The 23,937-nt window shown below is 32.3% G+C and carries 23 protein-coding genes; 21 read left to right on the forward strand and 2 right to left on the reverse strand.

What is annotated here, in order from left to right; genetic code table 11:
- The first annotated feature begins 30 nt into the window (after positions 1–30).
- From ABEY15_RS14745 to ABEY15_RS14810, 14 genes are all read left to right on the forward strand, one after another.
- Entirely contained in the window at positions 31–480 is a 450-nt protein-coding gene (locus tag ABEY15_RS14745; RefSeq protein ID WP_429890923.1) for an S-Ena type endospore appendage, read from the forward strand.
- 169 nt (positions 481–649) lie between these two features.
- Positions 650–1,021: a GntR family transcriptional regulator gene (locus ABEY15_RS14750; RefSeq protein WP_429890925.1), complete on the forward strand. Its 372-nt coding sequence runs from the start codon at positions 650–652 to the stop codon at positions 1,019–1,021.
- A gap of 11 nt (positions 1,022–1,032) precedes the next feature.
- A complete protein-coding gene (locus tag ABEY15_RS14755) occupies positions 1,033–1,905 on the forward strand; it encodes an ATP-binding cassette domain-containing protein (RefSeq protein WP_429890926.1) in 873 nt (290 codons plus the stop codon).
- Complete coding sequence (locus ABEY15_RS14760; protein ID WP_429890927.1) at positions 1,902–2,603, forward strand: hypothetical protein; 702 nt, start codon at positions 1,902–1,904, stop codon at positions 2,601–2,603. The genes ABEY15_RS14755 and ABEY15_RS14760 overlap by 4 nt, the downstream gene beginning before the upstream one ends.
- A gap of 110 nt (positions 2,604–2,713) precedes the next feature.
- Positions 2,714–3,172, forward strand: coding sequence for a tRNA (N6-threonylcarbamoyladenosine(37)-N6)-methyltransferase TrmO (gene tsaA, locus ABEY15_RS14765; RefSeq protein ID WP_429890928.1), 459 nt, complete (start codon positions 2,714–2,716; stop codon positions 3,170–3,172).
- Between the two features lie 510 nt (positions 3,173–3,682).
- Positions 3,683–7,780 (forward strand): S8 family serine peptidase, encoded by a 4,098-nt coding sequence (locus tag ABEY15_RS14770; RefSeq protein WP_429890929.1) that lies wholly within the window; start codon positions 3,683–3,685, stop codon positions 7,778–7,780.
- Positions 7,781–8,137: 357 nt separating this feature from the next.
- Positions 8,138–8,302, forward strand: coding sequence for a hypothetical protein (locus ABEY15_RS14775; protein ID WP_429890930.1), 165 nt, complete (start codon positions 8,138–8,140; stop codon positions 8,300–8,302).
- A gap of 288 nt (positions 8,303–8,590) precedes the next feature.
- Entirely contained in the window at positions 8,591–9,031 is a 441-nt protein-coding gene (locus tag ABEY15_RS14780) for a GNAT family N-acetyltransferase (protein ID WP_429890931.1), read from the forward strand.
- A gap of 338 nt (positions 9,032–9,369) precedes the next feature.
- On the forward strand, positions 9,370–10,473 hold the full coding sequence (locus ABEY15_RS14785) for an amidohydrolase/deacetylase family metallohydrolase (protein WP_429890932.1): 1,104 nt from the start codon (positions 9,370–9,372) through the stop codon (positions 10,471–10,473).
- Positions 10,451–11,560, forward strand: coding sequence for a DgaE family pyridoxal phosphate-dependent ammonia lyase (locus ABEY15_RS14790; protein ID WP_429890933.1), 1,110 nt, complete (start codon positions 10,451–10,453; stop codon positions 11,558–11,560). The genes ABEY15_RS14785 and ABEY15_RS14790 overlap by 23 nt, the downstream gene beginning before the upstream one ends.
- On the forward strand, positions 11,557–12,309 hold the full coding sequence (gene dagF, locus ABEY15_RS14795; protein WP_129690969.1) for a 2-dehydro-3-deoxy-phosphogluconate aldolase: 753 nt from the start codon (positions 11,557–11,559) through the stop codon (positions 12,307–12,309). Before ABEY15_RS14790 ends, dagF begins: the two co-directional genes overlap by 4 nt.
- Positions 12,302–13,315, forward strand: coding sequence for a sugar kinase (locus ABEY15_RS14800; RefSeq protein ID WP_429890934.1), 1,014 nt, complete (start codon positions 12,302–12,304; stop codon positions 13,313–13,315). The genes dagF and ABEY15_RS14800 overlap by 8 nt, the downstream gene beginning before the upstream one ends.
- An 18-nt stretch (positions 13,316–13,333) precedes the next feature.
- Positions 13,334–14,056, forward strand: coding sequence for a GntR family transcriptional regulator (locus ABEY15_RS14805; RefSeq protein ID WP_429890935.1), 723 nt, complete (start codon positions 13,334–13,336; stop codon positions 14,054–14,056).
- A gap of 52 nt (positions 14,057–14,108) precedes the next feature.
- Entirely contained in the window at positions 14,109–15,434 is a 1,326-nt protein-coding gene (locus tag ABEY15_RS14810) for a gluconate:H+ symporter (RefSeq protein WP_429890936.1), read from the forward strand.
- A gap of 71 nt (positions 15,435–15,505) precedes the next feature.
- Here ABEY15_RS14810 and ABEY15_RS14815 read toward each other — a convergent pair whose 3' ends face one another.
- Positions 15,506–16,480, reverse strand: a complete 975-nt coding sequence (locus ABEY15_RS14815; RefSeq protein WP_429890937.1) for a ring-cleaving dioxygenase — start codon at positions 16,478–16,480, stop codon at positions 15,506–15,508.
- 155 nt (positions 16,481–16,635) lie between these two features.
- On the opposite strand from ABEY15_RS14815, the gene ABEY15_RS14820 reads away from it, so the two are divergent.
- The 3 genes from ABEY15_RS14820 (at position 16,636) to ABEY15_RS14830 (ending at position 18,861) form a co-directional block, all read left to right on the forward strand.
- Positions 16,636–17,526, forward strand: coding sequence for a DMT family transporter (locus ABEY15_RS14820; protein ID WP_429890938.1), 891 nt, complete (start codon positions 16,636–16,638; stop codon positions 17,524–17,526).
- Between the two features lie 101 nt (positions 17,527–17,627).
- A complete protein-coding gene (locus ABEY15_RS14825) occupies positions 17,628–18,164 on the forward strand; it encodes a GNAT family N-acetyltransferase (RefSeq protein WP_429890939.1) in 537 nt (178 codons plus the stop codon).
- Between the two features lie 115 nt (positions 18,165–18,279).
- Complete coding sequence (locus ABEY15_RS14830; protein ID WP_429890940.1) at positions 18,280–18,861, forward strand: GGDEF domain-containing protein; 582 nt, start codon at positions 18,280–18,282, stop codon at positions 18,859–18,861.
- Positions 18,862–18,901: 40 nt separating this feature from the next.
- Here ABEY15_RS14830 and ABEY15_RS14835 read toward each other — a convergent pair whose 3' ends face one another.
- On the reverse strand, positions 18,902–19,273 hold the full coding sequence (locus tag ABEY15_RS14835) for a collagen-like protein (protein WP_429890941.1): 372 nt from the start codon (positions 19,271–19,273) through the stop codon (positions 18,902–18,904).
- A 385-nt stretch (positions 19,274–19,658) separates the two neighbouring features.
- On the opposite strand from ABEY15_RS14835, the gene ABEY15_RS14840 reads away from it, so the two are divergent.
- The 4 genes from ABEY15_RS14840 (at position 19,659) to ABEY15_RS14855 (ending at position 23,541) form a co-directional block, all read left to right on the forward strand.
- Positions 19,659–20,702: a hypothetical protein gene (locus ABEY15_RS14840; protein ID WP_429890942.1), complete on the forward strand. Its 1,044-nt coding sequence runs from the start codon at positions 19,659–19,661 to the stop codon at positions 20,700–20,702.
- A 225-nt stretch (positions 20,703–20,927) separates the two neighbouring features.
- Positions 20,928–22,013 (forward strand): sensor histidine kinase, encoded by a 1,086-nt coding sequence (locus ABEY15_RS14845; protein WP_429890943.1) that lies wholly within the window; start codon positions 20,928–20,930, stop codon positions 22,011–22,013.
- Between the two features lie 17 nt (positions 22,014–22,030).
- Complete coding sequence (locus ABEY15_RS14850; RefSeq protein WP_429890944.1) at positions 22,031–22,720, forward strand: response regulator transcription factor; 690 nt, start codon at positions 22,031–22,033, stop codon at positions 22,718–22,720.
- A 293-nt stretch (positions 22,721–23,013) separates the two neighbouring features.
- Positions 23,014–23,541, forward strand: a complete 528-nt coding sequence (locus ABEY15_RS14855; protein ID WP_429890945.1) for a hypothetical protein — start codon at positions 23,014–23,016, stop codon at positions 23,539–23,541.
- Positions 23,542–23,937: the final 396 nt, after the last annotated feature.

Genomic DNA, 23,937 nt, shown 5'->3' on the forward strand with positions numbered 1-23,937 from the left:
GTTTTTATTATATAAAGTGAGGGATAAAAATTGAAACAAAAAAGACCAGATGTACCAAACTTACCTAGTATTACATTACCAGTTTCCTCCCCAATACCTTTACCACCTGTACCTCCGCCAACACCACCTACCCCACCAACACCAATACCAACTCCAACAAAATGTGATCCATGTATTCCAATTGATCTATGTGGTAATATTTTGATTCAAGATAATCTTGAAAAACCAGTTGAACTGTGGAGCTTAGGTGGAAATTTAACTGCTTTAGCAACGATTTCAGTCTATAATAGCGAAAGCAGTACTGGATCTATAACAATCGAAGTAAATACCAATATTTGTCATATAATTACCGTGTTACCAGGTAATACGAGTAGCTATACTAGTCAATATATAAAATCCGTGACCATAGTACAATCAGGCCAATCTCCAATCTATTTAGAAGGTAAATATTGTATAGCTGGTAAAATTATTGAAAAATAATAAACACATATTATATAAACATAAGCTTATTGCATAATCGCATTAAGCTTTTTTTTATTTCCTAAAAAATAGGCGTACTTAAATCAAACACTTTACATATGATTTAAAGAGTAGTATGGTTAGTTACATGAGTAACTAACTAAATAACTAACAAGAAAGGAAGGTGCTAATGAAACCGATATTAGATGAATCACAACCAATATTTCAACAAATTGCGGTGATGATTATGGACGAAATTATAGACGGAAGAATTAAAGAGGGTGAACAAGTGCCTTCAACAAATGAATTATCTCGCTTTTTTAATATTAATCCTGCAACTGCAAGGAAAGGTCTTCAAGCATTAGTTGATAAGGAAATAATTTTTAAACAAAGAGGTGTAGGTATGTTTGTTTCTACAGGAGCAAAAGAAAAGTTACTTTTAGAGCGAAAACAGCAGTTTTATGAAGATTATGTTGCACCTTTACTTAAAGAAGCTGAGAGAATTCATTTAAATGAAGAAATGGTAATTGAATTAATAAAGAGAAAAAACGACTCTAAATAGGAGGGTATAAATTGATCGAAATTAAAAATTTAACATATGGCTATAAGCATACACCAGTTTTAACGGATTTCAATTTATTTGAAACAGAACCGAGTATTATTGCATTATGGGGAAGAAATGGTACAGGAAAAACAACTTTGATGAGTTTAGTTGCTGGTCATTATAAACCAAACGAAGGTTCAATAAAAGTCTTAGGAGAAGAACCTTATAATAATTTAAATGTACTTGAGAATATTTGTTATATCCAAGAAAATCATCCATTTGGTCATAATTGGAGAATAGATGATTTATTAAAATACGGAAGGTACTTTCATCCTGAATGGGATCAAGAATTTGCTGAACATTTAGTGCAAGTTTTTGAATTACCTAAGAATAAAAAAATCACTAAGTTTTCAAAAGGAATGAAAACGGCAGTGCAAATCATTTTAGGATTAGCTAGCAACGCAAAAATAACAGTTCTCGATGAGCCAACTAATGGGCTAGATGCAGTGAAACGAAAACTATTTTATGATGCATTAATGGAAAGCTATGAAGAAAATCCAAGACTCATATTACTCTCAACACATCATATCGAAGAAATTCAACCATTATGCGAAACGATCGTTGTAGTAAATGATGGAAAAGTACTATTTCATAAACAAATGGAAGTTATGCGGGAGAAAGGTATTATTCTTTCTGGCAATATAGATTCAATAGAACATGTTACGAAAAATATTTCTATACTTGAATCCTCAAAAATCAGCTCGACTAAAAAAGTAATGATCGATGAATTATTTACAAATGAATGGAAAAAAATCGCTGAAGATCACAATCTTAAAATTGAAAAAGCAACTCTACAAGACTATTTAATAAATAAAACAAAAAATAAAGAGGTGAAAAGATGAACTCGATAAGAGGTACTTATGAACTAGTTTTTGATGAATTGAAATGGTATTTTAAAATATTTTCTTTAATTACTTTGTTATTATCAGTTGTTTATGTATTCGTTAGTATAATTTTTAAAATCCCTTTACAAAGTGGTGCAGCTTTGTTTGGACCGATTTATGGGGGGATTAGTACATTCGCGGTTGCAGGATTGGTCATTCCTTTCCAAGTTGCAATTGGATTAGGTAGTACAAGAAGACAGTTTCTAAAATCTTATAATGTAATGTCAGTCTTAATGGTTATTACAAGTATTACTTACTTAAATATAATTTATTACATTATGAAAATATTATTAGACAAGGGAATAAATAGTTTTCGCTTTTACCATCCTGCAGAATTAGTTTCATTAGATTATCATTTCTTTACGTATTATTGGGTCGACCTAATGGTTGGTTTTATTATACTAGGACTTTCTTCTTTTATTGCTGTATTAGTTAGAAGATTGGGGATACTCTATTTTCTACTGACACTAGTTTTAGTTAGTATTTTAATGACTTTTTTATCAATAAATGGAATCAGTTCAGACTTTTATTCTTTGATTTTTAATATTAAGCCGATCAATTTATTTACTTTAATTGGATTAGTAGGAATAGTGCTTCAATTATTAACATTTCCAATGATGATCAATGCACCATTAAAAATGAAAGGTAGAAGTTAAAACCGATTCATGAAAAAGTATGTGGATAGATTGCATACTTTTTTTTATAAAATATTAACGAAAAATTCAGTATAATATAGACTGGATACAATAAGTTAGGAGATGAATTGATGACATTTACCATTAATCCAATAGCGTTTGTTAAAAATTCAAGAAAAGAAATTGAAGACGATCACTGGGGTTCAATTATCTCTGAAATTGAGTTAGTAGAGGATTTTAATGAAGAAGCATTAAGTGGAATAAGTGATTTTTCACATTTAGAGATAATTTTTTATTTCGATAAAGTGACTGATGATATGATTCAATACAATGCTAGACATCCTAGAAATAATATTCACTACCCAAAGGTTGGAATTTTTGCTCAAAGAGGTAAAAACAGACCAAATAAATTAGGCCTAACATCAGTAGAACTTTTAAAACACAGTGGCCGCATTCTTACAGTTAAAGGGTTAGATGCAATCGATGGTACGCCAATCATTGATATTAAACCAATTATGAAAGAATTCCTTCCTAAAGGGGAGGTCAAACAAGCAGAATGGTCAAAGGCTTTGATGGAAAAATATTGGTGAAAAAAATTTATAATGAAAAAGAGTTGTCTCAAATTTTACATTTGAGAAACTCTTTTTTTGTTTTTATATTATTAACAGCTAAATCGAAATATTGTTGTTTCCTTATTAAAACAATTGATGGCAATGTATTTAAGATGCCACTCACTTCCGCCCTTGCCCTGAACTCTTTTATATTGTACTAATAGTTAAAAAATTTTAATTTAAAATTTAGTTAGAACAATTATATAAGGCATAATTAGTGAATTTCCCCCAAGTTTTTTAAATGAGATTTTACATTAAATTACACAAATCTACATGTAGATAAATATAATACCTAATCTTTTTGCTAAATTTTTACTAATATCGACATTTAATTTATTTTATTAATTCCTACATTAATGAAAATTCCCCCAATACTTTTCATGAAAAACTCTAGCTATAATTTAAGTTGAGTGATTTTTCTGAAAAATAATATATTTTATTTCTTATTTTAGAATCTTTCATTTTAGAAAAAAAGTTGGAGGTTATTAAATGAAGGGATTAAGTAGTAAATTTTTTCAAACAACATCTGTACTTGTTTTAGCTAGCAGTACAATTTTGGGATCGACTATGATTAGCAAAAAGCCGGCATATGCGAACTCAAGTGAAGCAGAAAGCATTCTTCAATCACTAACACCAGAACAAAGGGAGGCTTTGAATCAGTTAGATCTTGCTGATTCAAAAACAGGCCTGCAATTATCAGATGATATTGACTTATCAAGTGATAAAGTTGTTTCTGTAATTGTTGAATTTAAAGAACTTCCAGCTAAAGTAGCTCAGTTAGAGAAGGCTGTAGAAGGGGAGTCAATTTCATTAGAAAAGGCGAAGGAAAATGTAACTAAGTCTCATGCTCACTTTAAACAAGAATTACAAGAAAAATTAGGAAATAAAGAGAAAGAAAGTAATGAAGAAATTCAAATTAAATATACATATCAGAATGCGTTTAACGGTGTTTCATTGACACTTCCAGCAAATCAAATTAAGGATTTACTAGACTTGGATACAGTTAAAGCTGTTTATAGTGATTCAATAATACAAATTAAGCCACCTGTTGAATCAGTAGAAAAGGACCAAACAAAGGTTGATAGTTTACCATTTTTAAAGATCGATAAATTGCATGAGGAAGGTTTTACAGGTAAAAATATTAAGATTGGTGTAATCGATACGGGTATTGATTATAACCATCCCGATTTAAAAGATGCATACAAAGGTGGTTATGATTTCGTAGATAATGATAATGACCCAATGGAAGCAACATACGATCAATGGAAAGCTTCTAAAAAAGCTGAATTTGTTAATGGGAGCTCATATTATACTGATCACGGAACGCATGTTTCCGGAACGATTTCTGGTCGGGGGAAAAATAATTCTGACTATAAAGTAACCGGAGTAGCGCCTGATTCAGACTTATATGTATACCGCGTATTGGGTCCTTATGGCTCAGGTTCAAATTCTGCCGTAATTGCAGGTATTGACCGTTCGGTTGCCGATGGAATGAATGTAATTAACCTTTCGTTAGGAGCCTCATTAAACGATCCGTTAGAAGCGACTAGCTTAGCAATTGATAATGCAGTTTTAAATGGTGTTACGGCTGTCGTTGCAGCAGGAAATTCTGGAGATAGTATGTACACACTAGGCTCTCCAGGTGCAGCAGCACTTGCATTAACAGTAGGTGCGAGTTCTGTTCCTACTAAAGTTACTACATTCGCAAGTAAATTTTTAGTAAACGGTCAAGGTACGGATAGTACTCTGCAATTAATGACGAAAAAATGGACGGATGATTTTACTAATTTGTCTGGAAAAACATTTGATATTGTAAATGTTGGAGAAGGTGGTCCAACAGATTACACAGGAAAAAATGTTCAAGGTAAGATTGCATTTGTTGCTCGTGGTACGTATGCACTTGTTGATAAAATGAACTATGCAAAGCAAAAAGGAGCTGTAGGGGTAATTATCTACAACAATAATGCCACTGAGGGACAGATCCCGTATTATTTGGGAGAAAGCAATGATAATATCCCGGTATTTTCAATGACAAATAAAGATGGCTTAGCAGTTAGCGATTTATTTAGTAATGGTACACCATCAGTTACATTAGGTAATATTGGTGAAGATGTAATTCCTGGTGATGATTTAGCTAGCTTTAGTTCTAGAGGGCCATCAGGAACTTTATATGATATTAAACCCGAAGTTACAGCACCAGGTGTAGATGTATTATCGACTGTTCCTGCATATATCAATAACAAAAATAATTCAACAGATTATTCTTCAGCATATATGCGCATGTCTGGTACGTCGATGGCAACTCCTCATGTTACTGGTATAGCTGCATTATTATTACAAGCACATCCGGATTATACTCCTGCTGATATTAAAACCGTCTTGATGAATACAGCGGATGCGTTAAGAAGTAAATACAGCGTGTTTGAAGTTGGGGCAGGAAGAGTAGATCCTTATGAAGCGATTTATTCACGTATCGAACTAGGAGTTCAAGATACAACGCCATTTATTAAAAATAATGAGAAATTAAATATTGATGAGCAAACTGGTGGGCTTAGTTTTGGTTTTATTCCAGTAGATAATAATGCTATTTCAAAAACTACAAATATATTAATCACAAATCATACTGATAAAATGCAAAAATATAATATTTCGGTAGAATATAATATCGGTACACGTGGATCTTTGGATCCTAAGTCAAACGGGGTAAGTGTAACAGTACCTAAAGATCTTAAAATGAAAAAGAATAGCCAGGAGATGATTCCTGCAACACTTACAATCCCAACAACTGCTAGCAAAGGAACATATGAGGGCTATATTCATGTTGTGAACGAAAAAGATCCAGACGATCATTATCAAATTCCATTTGGCTTCCGTTTAGTAGAAGAAGGCTTTGAATATTTTAAAGTTCATTCGCCAAGCATCTCTGCAACTCGTGATAATGCACCATATAGCGTTAAGGCGTCTGATTTAGATTTTAAATTAAATTCACCAATGAAAACATTAGATTTTATTTTAGTAGATCCAAAAACTAATAAAGATCTAGGAGTAATCGGGACAATTAATGTTTCAAGTGCAGGAGTCGATAAGGATCTCTATATTCAAAAAGCCTTTACTGGTCGCTATTTTCCATTTACAGGTAATGCTAAGAAACCAGTTGGCTATACATCGATTCAAGCAACACAAGGATTATACAAAATGAAAGTTATTGGTACAAATTTAGACGGAAAGCAGTATACAAAGATAGACCAAGTGTATATCGATAATAATCGTCCAACTTTTACACTAGATGACACTAACGCATTACCTAAAGGTGATCTTCCATTTGTTGAATTAGCACCTGGCCAAAAGACAGTAATATTATCTGGAAGTGTTAACGATAATGAAGCAACGGAAATGGAAAATTCCGGTATGAATGTAACGCAAGAGACAAATAAAGTTTGGTATGGACCTAACTCTCCAGCCTTTGGTATTGCCACTGATTCAAATGGGAAATTTACGAAAGAAATATCTGTGGATTCTCCAAATGCAGTCAGTATGCTCCAATTTGTAGCAGCGGACAGAGCTGGTAATTCAACGACAGCTAAAGTCGTTTACTATATGAAACCAGGGGCACAATATATTTACGCCAAACCAAATAAAGAATCTTTTACAATGGGTGATCAATTAACTTATACTTACTATGCTCACGGTTTGCAAAATGCAAAAGATTTAACACTTAAATTAGATTACACATCAAGATTTTTTAACTCAGTCGTATTTAATAAAAATAAGGCTTTATCTGATGATACTCAATTTACAGTTACTTCAACAGGAACTACCAGCAAATCAAATACAATTAATATAAAGGCACCAGGAGATGGTATAACTGGCGATACGCCATTGTTTGATATGATAGTAGATACGAACCGAGATACTTTTGTAAACGTTAATACTTCTTTTTTCTATATCACTTCATCTTCGTATAAAGATCTAAATGGTAAAACAGTAAACCCGTATACTCAAGTTGGCTATTTACCAAGCTACTCAGCTTATTCAGATGCTACTGCAAAAATCAACGCAGCAGGATTGTTAAATGCAAATGGCAGTTTTAACTTTGCAATTGATTACACAACTATCGGTGCACAAGCAAAAGTAAAAGACTCTAAAGGTCAATACTATACTGGTGAAATTCAAAAGAATGGAAACATAGTATTCAGCAAACTTCCAATTACTGAACAATTATATACAGTCATCATAGATATTCCAGGTCATTTTACTACTTACACACCTATGGAAATTGGTAGAAAGGATCGTGATATTTTTATTGGTGAAAGTATTTCTTATCCTACTGTAAGAGAAAATGCTGGGGATCTTAATAAAGATAATGTAATTGATATTTATGATGTAATACTACTCGAACAAAATTGGAGTTCGAATAACCGTAATGCTGATATTAATTTTGATGGTAAAGTTGACTCATTGGATTTCAAGTTACTTGAACCAAATTATTTAAAAGAGAATGATTATGTATTAGATACTCCTACTGGTGTTAAAGAGTATAATGGAAAAACAATTGATTCCATTAAGAAATCTTTAGGAATCAATTAGATTTTGAACCTATCCGATTGGATAGGTTTTTTGATTTAAGATGTGTTAGATTGTTGATATTCTTGATGAACAAAATAAGAGCTTAGATCAATCAGGATTGTCTGGGTTCTAATTAAAAAAGTGCAAATTCCCCCAAGTTACAAAGACTTTTTACATATGTATTATTAATAAAAATACGTCCAAATCACGCTAATACAAAGGAGATATAGATGAAGAATTTATATTATTTTATAGCAGCATTAGTAAGCTTTTTAATAGGAATTAGCTAGATCTATACTATTCACATTTTTAACAAAAGGAAGAAAAAATTGGAGTCAGAGAAACAAGAGCTTTTAAAAGGACTAGGACGATATAATCATGCAAATGAAAGAAGGGAGAACGGAACAAAATTTAGATTATATGTATTTGGAAGGTAAATTTCAAAAGGATGCTCAAATTTTAGAGGAACATGAAGTTAGGGACTATATTTATCAATTATGGAAATCGGGGGCTTTTTCTGTATATAGTACTAAAAGTCGTTAGTTTTAAGATTTGGTCTACATAATCAATGATATTGGCCAAAAATATTTAATTGTGAAGAAATATACTTCATCTAAAGCATGCGTATATTGAATAAAAAAACGGCCAAAATTCGATTTTTTTTCCTAGATGGCACGATCGTTACTTAAGATATTTAAAAATACATTTAAAATAGACTGTTTATGTTCTTAATTAATATATAATTATTTGAAAACACATTCCTTTGTTTAAGAAGTACAAGTATTAAATAAAAAACAATTTATAAATACAAGTTTAAATGCGAGGTGTAGTATGGATATTAAATATAGAATTGCCTCAACAAATGATAGTTCAGAAATTGCTAGATTATCAAGTCAATTAGGTTACAATGTTGAAAAAGATCAAGTCCTTGAAAGATTAAATAAAATATTAGGTCAGAATGATCATGTTGTCATTGTAGCAGAAATTGAAGGTCAACTTATTGGATGGATTCATGCTCACGGACGATATTTGATTGAGTCTCCACCATATGTTGAAATTGGTGGTTTGATTGTTGACAGTACATATAGAGGTCAAAAAATTGGTAAGATTCTAGTGGATAGATGCGAAGAATGGTCTAAATTATCGGGATTTAAAGAAATAAGAGTACGGACAAATGAAACTAGATTAGAGACACTTATTTTTTATGAAAAGATTGGGTTTGAAAACACAAAATTACAAAAAGTATTTAAGAAAGAATTAATTGTATACTAAAATGATCATATTTACTGCTTATGAAAACATATACGGTAAGTTCACTTCGCTTTAGCTTGTAATCAATTGGAGTTTCCTCCATGTTTACAAGCTTTTTTTGTATAATAAAAATTTTTAATCGCAAATAATAAGCAGGATGAAAGTAACGAATAGAGCCATCTGACGTATTTTATTCGTGATCGGTTTTAAGAAATAGGATAAAAAAATATTTAAACATTATAACGTTATATTGACTAACGTAAAATTAGATGTTATTCTACATTGGAATAATAAACACGATAGATGTAAACGAATACAATAATCAATTTAGTTAGTTTACTAAAAAAGGATGAGGGGAAATGAAGAATCATTTCGTACTACAGAATGTAAAAATGATAGACGGAAGTTCAGTAGATATCATAGTAGAAAATAAAAAGATTATAGGCATTGTAGCTGCAGGAACCGGTAATGGTGAGAAAATAGTAGATTACAAGCATAATGTATTTGTTTCTAGTGGTTGGATTGATATGCATGTCCATGCATATGCAGAATTTGAGCCATATGGTGATGATGTCGACGAGATCGGTTATAAAACAGGTGTTACGACAATTGTGGATGCGGGTAGCACTGGTGCTGATAATTTGTCCGAATTGGTAAGTAGCTGTAAAAAGTCAAAAACAAATGTTTTCGCATTTTTAAATATTTCGCGAATTGGCTTAAAACGAATTGATGAGTTATCTGATTTGTCTTGGTTAGATGAGGATCAACTCAAAAATACTATTGCAGAGCATAAAGATTTTATTATCGGACTGAAGGCAAGGATTAGCAAAAGTGTAGTAGGTGAAAATGGTGTCGAGCCTTTAAAAATAGCGCGTAAGTTTTCTAACGAAACAGATTTACCACTTATGGTTCATATAGGTTCAGGACCTCCAGATATTAATGATGTTCTAAACCTACTTGAAAATAAAGATATTATTACTCACTACTTAAATGGGAAAGCAAATAATTTATTTGATGAAATGGGAAGACCTCTTCCAAATTTTCTAGATGCAATTAATCGAGGTGTTCATTTAGATGTTGGGCACGGCAATGCAAGTTTTTCGTTCAAAACGGCTTTGCAAGCTAAAGAACATGGAATTAAATTCGATACGATTAGTACGGATATTTATCGGAAAAATCGATTGAATGGACCAGTTTATAGTATGTCACATGTTTTATCAAAATTTTTATATTTAGGATATTCACTAAAGGAAATTATTGATGCTGTTACCGTTAATGCGGCTAAGTGGCTTAATAAACCGGAACTTGGAAGAATTTCAGTAGGAGATATTGCGAACCTCACTTTATTTACTGTTGAAGATGAAGGGACAACCTTACTAGATTCTGAAGGAGACAAGCGTAAAGCTGAACAAAAAATCGTAGTAAAAGGAGTGGTTATTAATGGAGAACACGTTGAATGCTAAATATGGTTTGAAAAGGGTAATTAATGCAAGCGGTAGGATGAGTATATTAGGTGTTTCTGCTCCAACGGACACTGTCATGGAAGCGATGAAAATAGGTGGTCAAAATTACGTTGAAATTTCGGACTTAGTTGACAAGGCTGGAATTCATATTGCAGGTCTTCTTCAATCAGAGTCAGCTGTTGTTGTTAACTCAGCTTCAAGTGGAATTGCACTTTCGGTAGCGGCCATTGTAACTGAAGGAAACAGACGTAAAAGCGAAAGATTACACCAAGAACCAATTCAAAAAAATGAAATCATTATGTTAAAAGGGCACAACGTACAGTATGGTGCTCCAGTTGAAACGATGATTTTCCTTGGTGGAGGTAAATTAGTAGAAGTTGGCTATGCAAATGAGGGGAAAGTTGAGCATATTGCAGATGCAATCAATGAAAAAACTGCTGCAATTTTATATGTGAAATCTCATCATGCTGTTCAAAAAAATATGATTTCAGTTGAAGAAGCTTGGGAAGTAGCTCAAGCAAACAATGTACCTTTCATTATAGATGCTGCTGCTGAGGAAGATTTGCAAAAATATGTCAAATTCTCTGATTTAGCAATATATAGCGGTTCGAAAGCGATTGAAGGACCTACTTCAGGTATTGTTGCTGGTAAGGATAAATATATCGAATGGGTAAAAGTGCAATTACATTGTATCGGTAGAAGTATGAAAGTTGGTAAAGAAACCACTTTTGGTCTGCTGCAAGCTTTGGATGAATATTTTGTCAAAAAAGATAATAGTGAAAATGAAAAAGCTAGTTTAGAAGTTTTAAAATCACTAGAATCGATCGATGGTTTAAAAGTAACGATTGTACAAGATGAAGCGGGACGAGCTATTTTTAGAGCTCGAATCCAAATTGATCCTGTTGTAACGAAAACTACAGCGAAGGATGTTAATGATCAATTAAAGAATGGTAATATTGCGATTTACACTCGTGATTACGGAGTTCGTCAAGGATTTTTCGATATTGATCCTCGACCACTACAATCAGATGATATTTACGTAATTGAAGCACAACTAAGAGCAATATTAGGAGGAACTGAACAATGACAAATATTGAAAAACGTTTTTATAACAACCGAGTAGCATTAAATGTTTTAGCTAATAGTATTGAAAATGCAGTTGAAGTTTTTGAAGCTGCAGAAGGCCATGTATTAGTAGGTGTTCTATCAAAAGATTACCCAACTGTAGAGGCAGCTGTTACAGCAATGAAAGAATACGGTGCAGCAATTGATGAAGCAGTATCGATTGGACTTGGTGCTGGTGATAACAAACAAGCAGCAGTTGTAGCAGAAATCGCTAAACATTATCCAGGAAGTCATATTAATCAAGTATTTCCTGCAGTAGGTGCAACACGCGCTAACTTAGGTGAAAAAGATAGCTGGATCAATTCCCTAGTATCTCCAACTGGAAAAGTAGGCTATGTGAATATCTCTACTGGACCTGTAAGTGCTGCTAGTGAAACAGCGATTGTACCAATCAAATCTGCGATTGCCTTAGTTCGTGACATGGGTGGAAATGCATTAAAATACTTCCCAATGAAAGGGTTAAAACATGTAGAAGAGTTCCGTGCTGTAGCAAAAGCATGTGGTGAAGAAGGTTTTGCTTTAGAGCCTACTGGTGGTATTGATTTAGAGAATTTTGAAGAGATTTTAGAAATTGCATTGGAAGAAAAAGTACCTAAAATTATTCCACACGTATATTCTTCAATTATTAATGAAGAAACTGGAAAAACTAATCCTGAAGATGTACGAAAATTATTAGCAATCACTAAAAGTTTGGTTGAAAAATATGCGTAAACAAATCGTTGCTTTCGGAGAAGTAATGATGCGATTGCAAGTGCCAGGGTATGAACTACTGGCACAAGCAAACGCCTTACAATATTCTTTCTCGGGAACTGGTGTAAACGTTGCTTCTGCGATGACTAAGCTTGGTCATGATGGCTATTTAGTAACAAAATTGCCGAACAATCCATTAGGAGATGCTGCGGTTGCTTTCTTGCAGCGATTAGGACTTAATCGAAATTATATTACTAGAGGCGGAAAATATCTTGGACTGTATTTTTTAGAAAATGGTTTTGGACAGCGCTCTAGTCGTGTGACATATACTAATCGTTTAGAAAGTAGCTTTAATACTGCATCTTATATCGATTATGATCTTGATCTAATTGCAAAACAAGCAGATGTTATCCATTTTTGTGGTATTACACTAGCGATGACAGATGATGTCAGAGAAACAATGAAAATTCTCGCGAAAAAAGTAAAAGAAAATGGTGGATTAGTTTGTTTCGATTGTAATTACCGACCTTCTTTATGGGAGGGAGGATATAGTAAAGCAAAACCTCATTATGAAGAAATGCTAACTTTAGCTGATATCGTCATGATGAATGAGAAGGATGCGATGTATATTTTAGGAATGGAGACAGAAGGAACTTCTAGGGAAACACAACTGAAAGACCTTATTCCTAAAGTTGCAAAACAATATAACATACAAACTGTTGCTGGAACGCACAGAGCAATTAATAGTGACAATTCACATTCATTACGTGGATATATTTTCACGAATGGAGAGTTTCACTTCTCGGAGAATACTTCATTTTCCGTATACGATCGAATTGGTGCTGGAGATGCTTATACTAGCGGTATACTACATGGTGTGCTAGCTGAGTTTTCACCAGAAAAAACGGTTCATTTTGCTCAAACAGCGGGTATGTTAGCATGTACGATCGTTGGGGATACTCCAATGTCAACTGAAGAAGAAATTTTATCAGCTATGGCTGGAACAATTGATGATATTAAGCGCTAAAAAAGGAGAGGTAAGGGAATGAGTGTGAATCGTAAAAAAGGACCATTATATTTACAAATTAAAGAGATGATAAAGGATCGAATTTTACATGGAGTTTATCCAATTCACACAAATATTCCCTCTGAACCTCAGTTAGAAGAAGAGTTTAGTGTTAGTAAAATTACGATTAGAAATGCTATAAAAGAACTTGTTCAAGAAGGGTATCTAGAAAAGAAAAGTGGTAAAGGAACAAAGGTTATTGCGAATGTAACGAGCGCAAAACTTTCAAAAGGGAAACGTTTTACAGAAATTTTAGTAGAGGAAGGACATCATATTACTAAAAAAGTACTGAGTATAAAAAAGCCGGAAATAACAGTGGATTCTATTCCTTATTCTGTATTTGGTGATAAATATGTCCAAATTGAGCGAATTTATTTACTGGAAAATGAACCATATATTCACTTTACGCACTATATTTCAATTGATGTAATGGATGAAGAAATAGAAGACATACAGATTAGTTCCTTATATCGTTTCTTAGAAGAAAATAATATTCGATTAGAGTCATTCAGAGATGAATTTGCAGTAGCAGTTGCTCCGGATCATGTTTGTGAGATTTTAAATTTAGAAAAAGGCACAACCACATTAAAAAGAATACGTCGTTCTAGTGATGAAGATGGAAATGTTTTAGAAATCAGTGAAGGTTACTATAATACGGCCAAACAAAATTACGTTGTAACCTACAATGATTCAACACAGTAATTTATCTTTATTTTAAAAAATGTAAGCGATTACTAAGGGAGAGTGTGCAATAATGGATTTATATTTGATAGGAATTACATTAGTCGCAATCGTTATCGTTATTTTAGGAGTATCGTGGTGGAAATGGCATGCATTTATTAGCTTATCAGTTGCAGGCCTTTTCCTAGCCATTTTTTCTGGCGTACCAATGGATAAAATTGTAACTGCTTATGAAACAGGAGTTGGCGCCGTTCTCGGCCATCTTGTTGGAATTTTAGCTTTAGGTACGATTTTAGGAAAAATGATGTCAGATTCTGGTGCAGGTATGCAAGTAGCTGATTTCTTTATTAAAAAATTCGGCGTGAAAAACCTACCATGGGCAATGTTGCTTTCAGGATTTATTATTGGAATTCCAGTATTTTTTGAGGTAGGTCTAGTAATCTTGTTACCTCTTGTTATATCAATTCGTAAATCTACGAATTCAAATATTCTATTAATTGGTATCCCAGTACTTGCCGGGTTATCGATTGTGCATGGCTTAGTGCCACCACATCCCGGTGCGATGACAGCGATTGGTATTTATAATGCAGACTTAGGACGCGTCCTACTATATTCATTAATCATTGCTTTTCCAACTGCAATCATTGCAGGTCCGATCTTTTCAAAATGGATTCACAAACGTGTAACACCAATTGGTGAACCAGAATTAATTCGGGTTGAAACGAAGTCAAATGCTTTACCAAGTACAGGTGTATCATTTTTCATCATTTTACTTCCAGTTTTACTTATGGTGTTAACGGTAATTACACCATACTTATCTCTACCTAGTGCAATTGCTAAATTCTTAATTTTAATCGGTAGCCCTGTAATTGCTCTATTAATCTCTTGTTTTGCAGCTTATTATTTATTAGGGTATCGCCAAGGAATGGACAAAACTTTAATCAAAAAATTAACTGATGAATGTTTAACACCTTTAGCTTCAATTATATTAATCATCGGTGCAGGTGGAGCATTTAAACAAATTCTAATTGAAAGCGGTGTAGGTACTGCCATTGCAACTATGGCTGAACAAATGTCATTATCACCAATCGTACTTGCATTCTTAGTAGCAGGTTTAATTAGAATAGCTACAGGTTCTGCTACGGTTGCATTAACAACAGCTGCTGGAATTGTTTCACCAGTAGTGGCACATATGACTGGTGTAAACTTAGAATTACTTGTAATTGCAACTGGTGCCGGTTCATTAATGTTTTCACATGTAAATGATGCAGGTTTTTGGTTAGTAAAAGAATACTTAGGATTAACTGTAAAAGAAACATTCAAAACATGGACAGTAATGGAAACGCTTCTTTCGTTTGTAGCGTTTGGTTTTACATTAATATTAGATTTATTTATTTAAGTGAAAAGGAAGTCTTATAAGTTAATGTACTTATAAGATTTCCTTTTATGTTTTTTCATATTTTTTCTATTTTAATTTTGATTAAAGTCTAATGGTCGCAAACTTGCTTCGATTTCAGCACGTTTAGGCTCTAAAAATGGAGGCAATGCTAACCGTTCACCTAACGTATCAATATTTTCATCTACATCAAATCCAGGGGTATCAGTTGATAATTCGAATAAAATATGATTAGGTTCTCTAAAATAGAGTGCTTTAAAATAGTAGCGTTCTACTTTTCCTGAATTCGTAATCCCAAGTGAATTTAATTTGTCGGCCCATTTATTATATTCTTCTATGTTCGGTACTCTAAAAGCTACATGATGTACACTACCACGTCCTGGTCTGGCTCTTGGTAAGTCTGGTCTTACTTCTAAGTGCACTTCTGCTCCAGCACCACCTAATCCGGTTTCGTAAACTTCTATACATGCAAAATTCCCTTCTGTAGAAGGGTAAGTACCAACAAGTCTAAAACCTAAAACATCCGTTAAAGTTTTACTTGTAGGAATCGAATCATTTACGGTAAGTGTCACTGGACCTAAGCCAACAATTCCATGTTCGATTGGGATATCTGATTTATTCCATGGAGCACCCGGTGAAACACCTTTTTCACCATTATCTGCTACTAAAATTAATCTTGTACCTTCATAATCTTGAAATGCGAGTGTATCTCGATTTGCTCTTTTAATTATTTCATCATGTGAAATATTAAGCTCTTCAAAGCGATTCTTCCAATAATGTAGTGACTCAGTTGTGGCAACTCTTAATGAAGTTGAAGATACGATCGAGTGACCTGGATATGTAGTTCCTAGATGAGGGATATCAAAAAATGTTATTTCTGTCCCGGGATTTGCTTTCGCATCACCGTAAAATAAGTGATAACTTGAAGTGTTATCTTGATTTACAGTTTTCTTAACAAGTCTCATCCCTAAAACCTTAGTGTAAAACTCGTAATTTTTTTCAGCCTTTGTAGTAAGTAGTGAAACATGATGAATTCCCAATAATTCCACTTTCATCACTCCCTTAAAATTTATATTTAAACTTTGACCTGCATAATTTTTATGTACACTGTGTAAATGGCTAGAGATTGAAATAGAGTTTTATGTTAAACTGTTATCTATTAATTAAAATATTCAGATAAATGGTACAGAAAGGGGAAAATGCTTTGTATTTCGGTTATATATTAATTTTAATATCTGCAATAGCTTTTGGATTAATGCCTATTTTTGCACTTTATGCTTATGATCAAAATGTAAGTGTGAATACATTATTATTTTTAAGGTTTACATTTGCGACAATTATGTTCTTTAGTTACTTAGTGGTTAGTAAAAAATTAGTTAAAATTACGAAAAAACAATTAGTATTGTTTGTTTTACTAGGTGGAGTATTGTATATGCTTCAATCAAGTTTTTATTTTAGTTCAGTAAAATATATTCCTGCTTCATTAGCTGCATTAATTCTCTATTTATATCCCATTTTTGTAGCGATTCTATCATTTTTAGTAAATAAAGAGCAATTAACAAAAAATATAATGTTATCAATTGTACTATCGTTGGTTGGAATTGTACTAGTGTTGGGAGCTCCTGCAGAAAATATAAATCCATTTGGAATCATATTAGCATTAGCAGCAGCAATCGTTTACTCAATATACATAATTGTTGGTGGAAGGGTTTCGATACATGTTCCTCCATTAGTAACAAGTGCTTATATATCTTTATTTGCTAGCATATCATTTTTACTAGTTGGCGTATCAACAAGCACGATACACATTCATTTTAAATTTATTGGATGGATCTCAATTTTAGGAATTTCAATTATATCAAGTGTTATATCAATGGGTACATTTTTTGCTGGTGTAAAACGAATAGGACCGACAAAAGGGGCAGTATTAAGTATGGTTGAACCAGTAGTGACAATCACATTTTCAACCATTCTATTCCATGAAAATATGAGTTTACTACAAATATTAGGTGGGACTATTGTTCTGAGTGGAGCGCTATTAGTTGTTCTTACTAGTGAGAAAAGAAAGATTGTTGAGAATAAAATGGATTTTTAAATGGTATATGATAAACTGTATTTAGAATATTAGTTTAATAAAATGTAAATGTTAAGATGGCTGCTTATGCAGCTATTTTTAATTTGTGAAGGAGTAATAGAATGTTTGAATTAAAATTAAAAAATGGTGAAATAGTAAAAGTTCGTAAAGCAACAGGAACTGATGCTAAATCAATTATAGATTTTTATAACATCGTAGGTGGAGAAACGAACTTTTTATCATTTGGAGGCAACGAGTTTAAAAGAAATGAAGCAGAATATAAGACATTTTTAGAAGATACCTACAATGAAAAAAATTCAATTATTTTATTAGTTACGATCAATGATCAAATAATAAGTATCGGTTCGATCAATTCCAGTCAAAAGGAACGTACAAAGCATGTTGGTACGCTAGGCATTGTAGTTAAAAAAGAATATTGGGGATTAAGTTTAGGGAAGTTAGTAATGCAATCATTAATTGATTGGGCTAAACAAAATGAACTAACTCGAAAAATTCAATTAGTTACGAACGAAGATAATCTTAAAGCCATTCAATTGTATAAAAATTTAGGATTTGAAATCGAAGGTGTAATGAAAGAAGATACTTATATAAATGGAAAGTACTGTAATACTTTAATGATGGGCTTATTTATTAAATAGTACTGAAAATAAAAAGTTTAAAGGCTCTATTATAGATACTCAAATGAATAAAGTTTTAACTCTACTAGCAGTCGAACTACAATCCAATTAGAGCATTTATATAATTAGAAAGATTATGATTTTAAAACAACAAGCGAATCATTTATTACATAAACTATCCATTACTGACGGTTTAACAGGATTAGCAAATAGACGATATTTTGATGAAGTTTTTCAAATTAAATGGAATGAGGCCAGGACAAATCAAACTCCGATTACAATTATGGTGATTGATATTAATTCATTTAAAACATTTAATGATACTTATGAGCATTTAGAAGGGGATAAATGTCTACAAACTGTAGCAAATGCCATTTCGATCAATTTATTAAGAGATGATGATTTCTCTGCAAGGTATGGTGGAGAAGAGTTTGTTGGTATTTTATCAGAAACAAGTGAAGTAGAAGCAGTTAAAATCGCAGAAAAAATTAGAAATGTAATAGTAGATTTAAAGATTCCGAATGAAAAGTCATTAGTTTCCCCATATATAAGTGTTAGTATTGGGTTGGTAAATTTAGTGCCAAATGATTCTATTGACATAGTAGAAGGCATAAATTTTGCCGACAAAGCACTATACTTGGCTAAAATAAATGGTAGAAATCATGTAAACGTATATACTAGTAATTTGGAAATGTCTTTCGTTAAAAAAGCCTTGTGATTGTTAATCACAAGGCTTTTTGCTAAAGTAGCGATAGTTTTTAGAAGCATGTAAACGATCTAATTCGTCTTGTATCAATTCCAAAGAAAACCCATCTCCAGCCAATCCATCTCCAGCCTGCTACTGAATGTCTGCCCACGAAGGTTGGAAAGTACCAAAATTGTTCTCCATTATTCAACCAAACATAAGTATTTCTAAATCGACAACCAGCAATTGCACCTGGATCTATTGCGAATGCTGTAGCATGAGACATTGTTGGAGTGAATGAAGGTGGTGGTGCAGTCGGTTGACCTTGAGTACCGCCTTGACCTCCGCCACCCGGTTGTCCCGGAAATCCACCTGGTTGCCCTGGGAATCCGCCCGGTTGTCCTGGAAATCCTGGAAATGTCCGATATTGAGGGAAAAAGTTCATTTTATCAACTCCTTTTTTAGTTTAATCCTTATTAAAGTATGAAAATTAATGTTATTTGTTTGGGCTGATAGTTAAATATCCATTTTAATTAGCGATGTTGGCATTATAGTAAGAAGCTCATTATTATGAAGGTTTTTTAGAATGATCATTGCATTTAAAAACACATCAAAGAGAAGACTGATCCACTTCTCTTTTTTTAATGTATATAAATAGGAAATTCTACTTAGTTCTACTGATTAAAAAAACCAATTATTTTCAAAAAAATAAAGCGCTTTTAGTGAATAATCTCTATTTTTACTTTTAAAAGTAAAAAAATTACTCTATAAAGTAAAAAACTTTCATAATTCTGTAAATTCGAATAAATTAAACTTAAAGGAGGATGAAAATGGAAAATTTACGCTTGAATGTCGCATTATTACGCCGTAGAGTACCAAATTTGACTACTTCTGCAAAATCTGTTGGACTTCGACCAGCAACTGTTTCAAATTTATGTACTGGAAAAATTCCAATTGGTCGATCAGAAGTAAGAACACTAGTCGCATTAGCTGCTTTAGCAGAATGTACATTGGATGAACTGATCATTAGAGGGGAGAAGATTGAGATGATTGAAACGGGAATAAAAACACTTGATTTATTTGCTCCATTAGTAAAAGGTGGTACAGTCGGGTTAGTTGCAAGACCAGGCATGGGTCAATTAGTTGTATTAGCAGAAATGTTTTATAAATTAAAGAATGATTCATATTATACGATTTTACTAAAACCAGAAGGTGAGCATCCTGAAATTGACGATATTTTAGCTGATGTAAATTTAGTATGTTATTCAATTGATGAAGTTTATGAAGCGATTGCAAAAGCAGGAAAAAATGTTGAGTTTGCTTTCGCAGCGGATCGTTCAAACGTCATTACAGGTGATATAAACCTTCTCCAACAAAAATTAGCAGATATCGGTATTGAAGATGTAACTACATTTTTAGTTGATTTAAAAGGAGAAGCGGTGGACGAAGATTTCCCTTACGGACCTTTAGAAACATTATGGCAGTTTGATGCAGACTTAGCTTTCAGACATAAATATCCTGCAATTAATCCTATTCATTCAACATCCACAGTTTTAGAAGATAATCAACCAGATCAAACCCACAACCAAGTGCAAAAAGCAGCTCAGAAATTACTACGTCGATATCGTGAGTTGAGATCATTAGTAGCAGTACATGGATTAGATTCTTTACCCGAAAATGAAAAATTAACATATAAACGTGGTGAATTATTAGAAGCCTATTTAACTCAACCATTTTTCGTAGCTGAAGAATTCACAGGTACAAAAGGGGCATCTGTTAATTTGCAAAATACTTTACAAGATGTTCGAAAACTAATCGATGGTGTTTACGATTTGATGGAAGTAGAAAAAATGAATTTTATTGGTAGCCTGTAGAAAACATCATTATTTTAATGAAAATTGTGACGCTTATGAATGCGTCACACTTTTTTTATATTTCCCTAAATATAGTTTTCTGGCGAATGGTAGTATAAAATTTAAGAATTATTTAAGAATTTAATAATAGGCAATTAATTTTTCTGAATTATACTATGCCACAAATAAGTATCAAAAATGAAATAAAATAATAGTTCATCACTCGCCTGAAAGTTGGAATATATTTTGTCGATTCGAAAACGGTTAATCTTATCTAATATTGCTATGATTGTTATTCCAATCATTTCTTTTATCCTCATCGAGATTTTACTCGGTTTGTTTTACTATAAAGTTTTTGTTCCTAAATTTAATGATCATCCACCTCATTCGTTTTATTTTTTTCGATTCGGAATCATTGTCCCAATTTTTGCAATTACAAATGGAGTGCTATCATATTTTGTTTCAAGAACTATACTAAGACCAGTAAAAAACCTTACAAATGCTGCTAAACAAATTAGTGAAGGGAATTTAAATTTTGAAGTTAAACCACTTAATAATGATGAACTCGGTCAATTAGCTATAAGCTTTGAATTAATGAGAAGAAATCTAAAAGAGTCATCTGAAATACAGAAAAAATACGAAGAGAATCGAAAAGAATTAATTGCCAATATTTCACATGATTTAAAAACGCCAATTACATCAATAAAGGGATATATTGAAGGAATTAAAGATGGCGTGGCGAACACACCAGAAAAAATGGAAAGGTATATTGAAACCATTTATCTGAAAACCTTGGATATGGATCAATTGATTAATGAGCTATTCCTTTATTCGAAGTTAGATTTAAAACGAGTACCCTTTCATTTTGAAGAAGTAAATATTCATGATTATTTAGTCGATCGGATCGAGGAATTGAAATTTGATTTAGAACCGATAAATGTAAGTATTACTTATCATGAGAATGTGGATCGAGAAAATAGTATTGTACTCATAGACCGAGAACAATTCAAACGTGTAATGACAAATATCATTCAAAATAGTTTGAAATACATGGATAAAAATGAAAAACAAATTACCATAAAATTAATAGATGACAAAGAAAAAATAACGATAAAATTTCATGATAACGGTAAGGGGATTTCGAATGAGGCGCTTCCGTTTATTTTTGATCGTTTTTACCGAGCCGATCCCTCAAGAAATCTTTCAACAGGTGGGACAGGATTAGGGTTGGCTATTGCAAAAAGAATCATTGAAGAGCACGGTGGAGAAGTGTGGGCAGAAAGTCAAATTGGTGAATATACAAACATTTTTCTTTCATTAAATAAGAAATGAATATAAAAGGTGACAAAATGAAAAAGGTTTTAATTATTGAAGATGATCAAAGTATCGCATTATTACAAAGAGATTATTTAGAGATAAATGATTTTGAAGTTGAAATAGAATCAAATGGGAAAATCGGACTTCAAAAAGCTTTATCGAAGGAATATGATTTAATTATACTCGATTTAATGTTACCAGAATTAAATGGATTTGAAATATGTAAAAAAATCCGAGAAAGTAAAGACATCCCGATTTTAATTGTTTCAGCAAAAACAGAAGATATTGATAAAATTAGGGGATTCGGTCTAGGGGCAGATGATTTTATCGTGAAACCATTTAGTCCAAGTGAACTAATTGCTAGGGTTAAAGCTCATCTTTCAAGGTATCAACGTTTAGCAAATAAAGGTCAAATTAATGAAGAAGAACTTCAAGTAAGGGGACTTACAATTCAAAAAGATTCTAGAAAAGTTCTTGTTAATGGAGAAGAAAAAATATTCACAACGAAGGAGTTTAACTTACTTACCTTTCTCGCTTCAAATCCAAATAAAGTATTTAGTAAAGAATTACTATTTGATCGAATTTGGGGATTTGAAACGGTCGGAGATATTTCAACTGTAACTGTCCACATTCGTAAAATCCGAGAAAAAATAGAAGTTGACCCATCCAATCCGAATTATATTGAGACGATATGGGGAGCGGGATATCGGTTTAAAGATTAAATTTCAATAATTTAAATTAAAGGGTGATCCTATGAGTTAGTAAATTGGCTTATTGGATGACTCTTTTTCATATTCAATGAGAAAATACATTAATTTCAAGACTTCATCAAAATAAATACAAATATTTTCATGTTAAAACAGTGGGGAAGTAACTTTTTCTGGTCGTCAAACAAAAAGCAATTTTTCAATTAAGAAATGATTTAAGAATTATTTAAGAAATTGATAATAGTAGTTTTATATCTTGCCACTATGATGAAAAGTATAAAATTAATAAAAACGGAGGGAACATAGTAGTGGCTAAAAAGAAATTAAATTTAACAAAAAAAAATATATTAGTTAGTGTACATGTTTTAGCAGTATGTGCTTGGTTTGGAGGTACATTAAGTTTAATAATATTAGGATTCTATTTAAAAAATGCGCAAAACTCAGAGCAGCTTATTTATACATTATCGAGTATGCAGATCATAGATGAAAATTTACTAAAATATCCTGCACTTGCAACTTTAGTTACTGGGATTTTACTCTCTGTTTGGACGCAGTGGGGATTAGTAAAACATTATTGGGTTGTTATAAAACTCGTTCTAACTGTCTTAATTATTCTGATTGGTATCTTTTTAATAAATGATTGGTTCGCGTATTTAGTAAAAACCGCAGAAGGAATTGGGGCGAGTGCACTTAATCAAAATAAATTTGAGTCAACTTGGCTTTCGATTATTATAACAGGGATATTTAACTTAAGTTGTTTAGCATTCATGACATTCATTACGTATTTTAAACCATTTGGAAAAATAAAAAAGAATAAAAAAGTGGCAACACCATAAAAATTGCTAATTATGGAGTTCTAGCTGATTAAAAAGTAATACTATTTGAGTATTACTTTTTCAGAGTGTTTAAATATAAAATGGTCAATAGGGAAAACGGACATTAAATGAAAATTTATTTAATGATGAATTTATTATTTTTCGGATTCTTTAATAATGGAATGAGTTAATATGTTTTATCATTTTCATGATTCCAATAACACTAGTAATGATTATTTCAGAAGTTAAATTATAAGCTAATTTTTAGAAAAACAATTTAAATTGATCAGTTCAATTAATGTTCGGCATTAATTGACCTACAAGCAGATTAATATACAACAGTAAGGTTACTCTAAGTAAAGGCTATTTGATTAGGATTTATTGCAGACTTTTTTTATTGAATAAGTTGATTGGAAC

The sequence above is a fragment of the Gottfriedia acidiceleris genome (assembly GCF_050457485.1).
Lineage (GTDB): Bacteria > Bacillota > Bacilli > Bacillales > Bacillaceae_G > Gottfriedia > Gottfriedia acidiceleris_D.

Coding starts and splice junctions, on each gene's coding strand:
- ABEY15_RS14750 (WP_429890925.1), top strand. CDS start 650: ATGAAACCGATATTAGATGAATCACAACCAATATTTCAACAAATTGCG.
- ABEY15_RS14760 (WP_429890927.1), top strand. CDS start 1,902: ATGAACTCGATAAGAGGTACTTATGAACTAGTTTTTGATGAATTGAAA.
- tsaA (WP_429890928.1), top strand. CDS start 2,714: ATGACATTTACCATTAATCCAATAGCGTTTGTTAAAAATTCAAGAAAA.
- ABEY15_RS14770 (WP_429890929.1), top strand. CDS start 3,683: ATGAAGGGATTAAGTAGTAAATTTTTTCAAACAACATCTGTACTTGTT.
- ABEY15_RS14775 (WP_429890930.1), top strand. CDS start 8,138: ATGCAAATGAAAGAAGGGAGAACGGAACAAAATTTAGATTATATGTAT.
- ABEY15_RS14780 (WP_429890931.1), top strand. CDS start 8,591: ATGGATATTAAATATAGAATTGCCTCAACAAATGATAGTTCAGAAATT.
- ABEY15_RS14785 (WP_429890932.1), top strand. CDS start 9,370: ATGAAGAATCATTTCGTACTACAGAATGTAAAAATGATAGACGGAAGT.
- ABEY15_RS14790 (WP_429890933.1), top strand. CDS start 10,451: ATGGAGAACACGTTGAATGCTAAATATGGTTTGAAAAGGGTAATTAAT.
- dagF (WP_129690969.1), top strand. CDS start 11,557: ATGACAAATATTGAAAAACGTTTTTATAACAACCGAGTAGCATTAAAT.
- ABEY15_RS14800 (WP_429890934.1), top strand. CDS start 12,302: ATGCGTAAACAAATCGTTGCTTTCGGAGAAGTAATGATGCGATTGCAA.
- ABEY15_RS14805 (WP_429890935.1), top strand. CDS start 13,334: ATGAGTGTGAATCGTAAAAAAGGACCATTATATTTACAAATTAAAGAG.
- ABEY15_RS14810 (WP_429890936.1), top strand. CDS start 14,109: ATGGATTTATATTTGATAGGAATTACATTAGTCGCAATCGTTATCGTT.
- ABEY15_RS14825 (WP_429890939.1), top strand. CDS start 17,628: ATGTTTGAATTAAAATTAAAAAATGGTGAAATAGTAAAAGTTCGTAAA.
- ABEY15_RS14830 (WP_429890940.1), top strand. CDS start 18,280: ATGATTTTAAAACAACAAGCGAATCATTTATTACATAAACTATCCATT.
- ABEY15_RS14835 (WP_429890941.1), bottom strand. CDS start 19,273: ATGAACTTTTTCCCTCAATATCGGACATTTCCAGGATTTCCAGGACAA.
- ABEY15_RS14840 (WP_429890942.1), top strand. CDS start 19,659: ATGGAAAATTTACGCTTGAATGTCGCATTATTACGCCGTAGAGTACCA.
- ABEY15_RS14850 (WP_429890944.1), top strand. CDS start 22,031: ATGAAAAAGGTTTTAATTATTGAAGATGATCAAAGTATCGCATTATTA.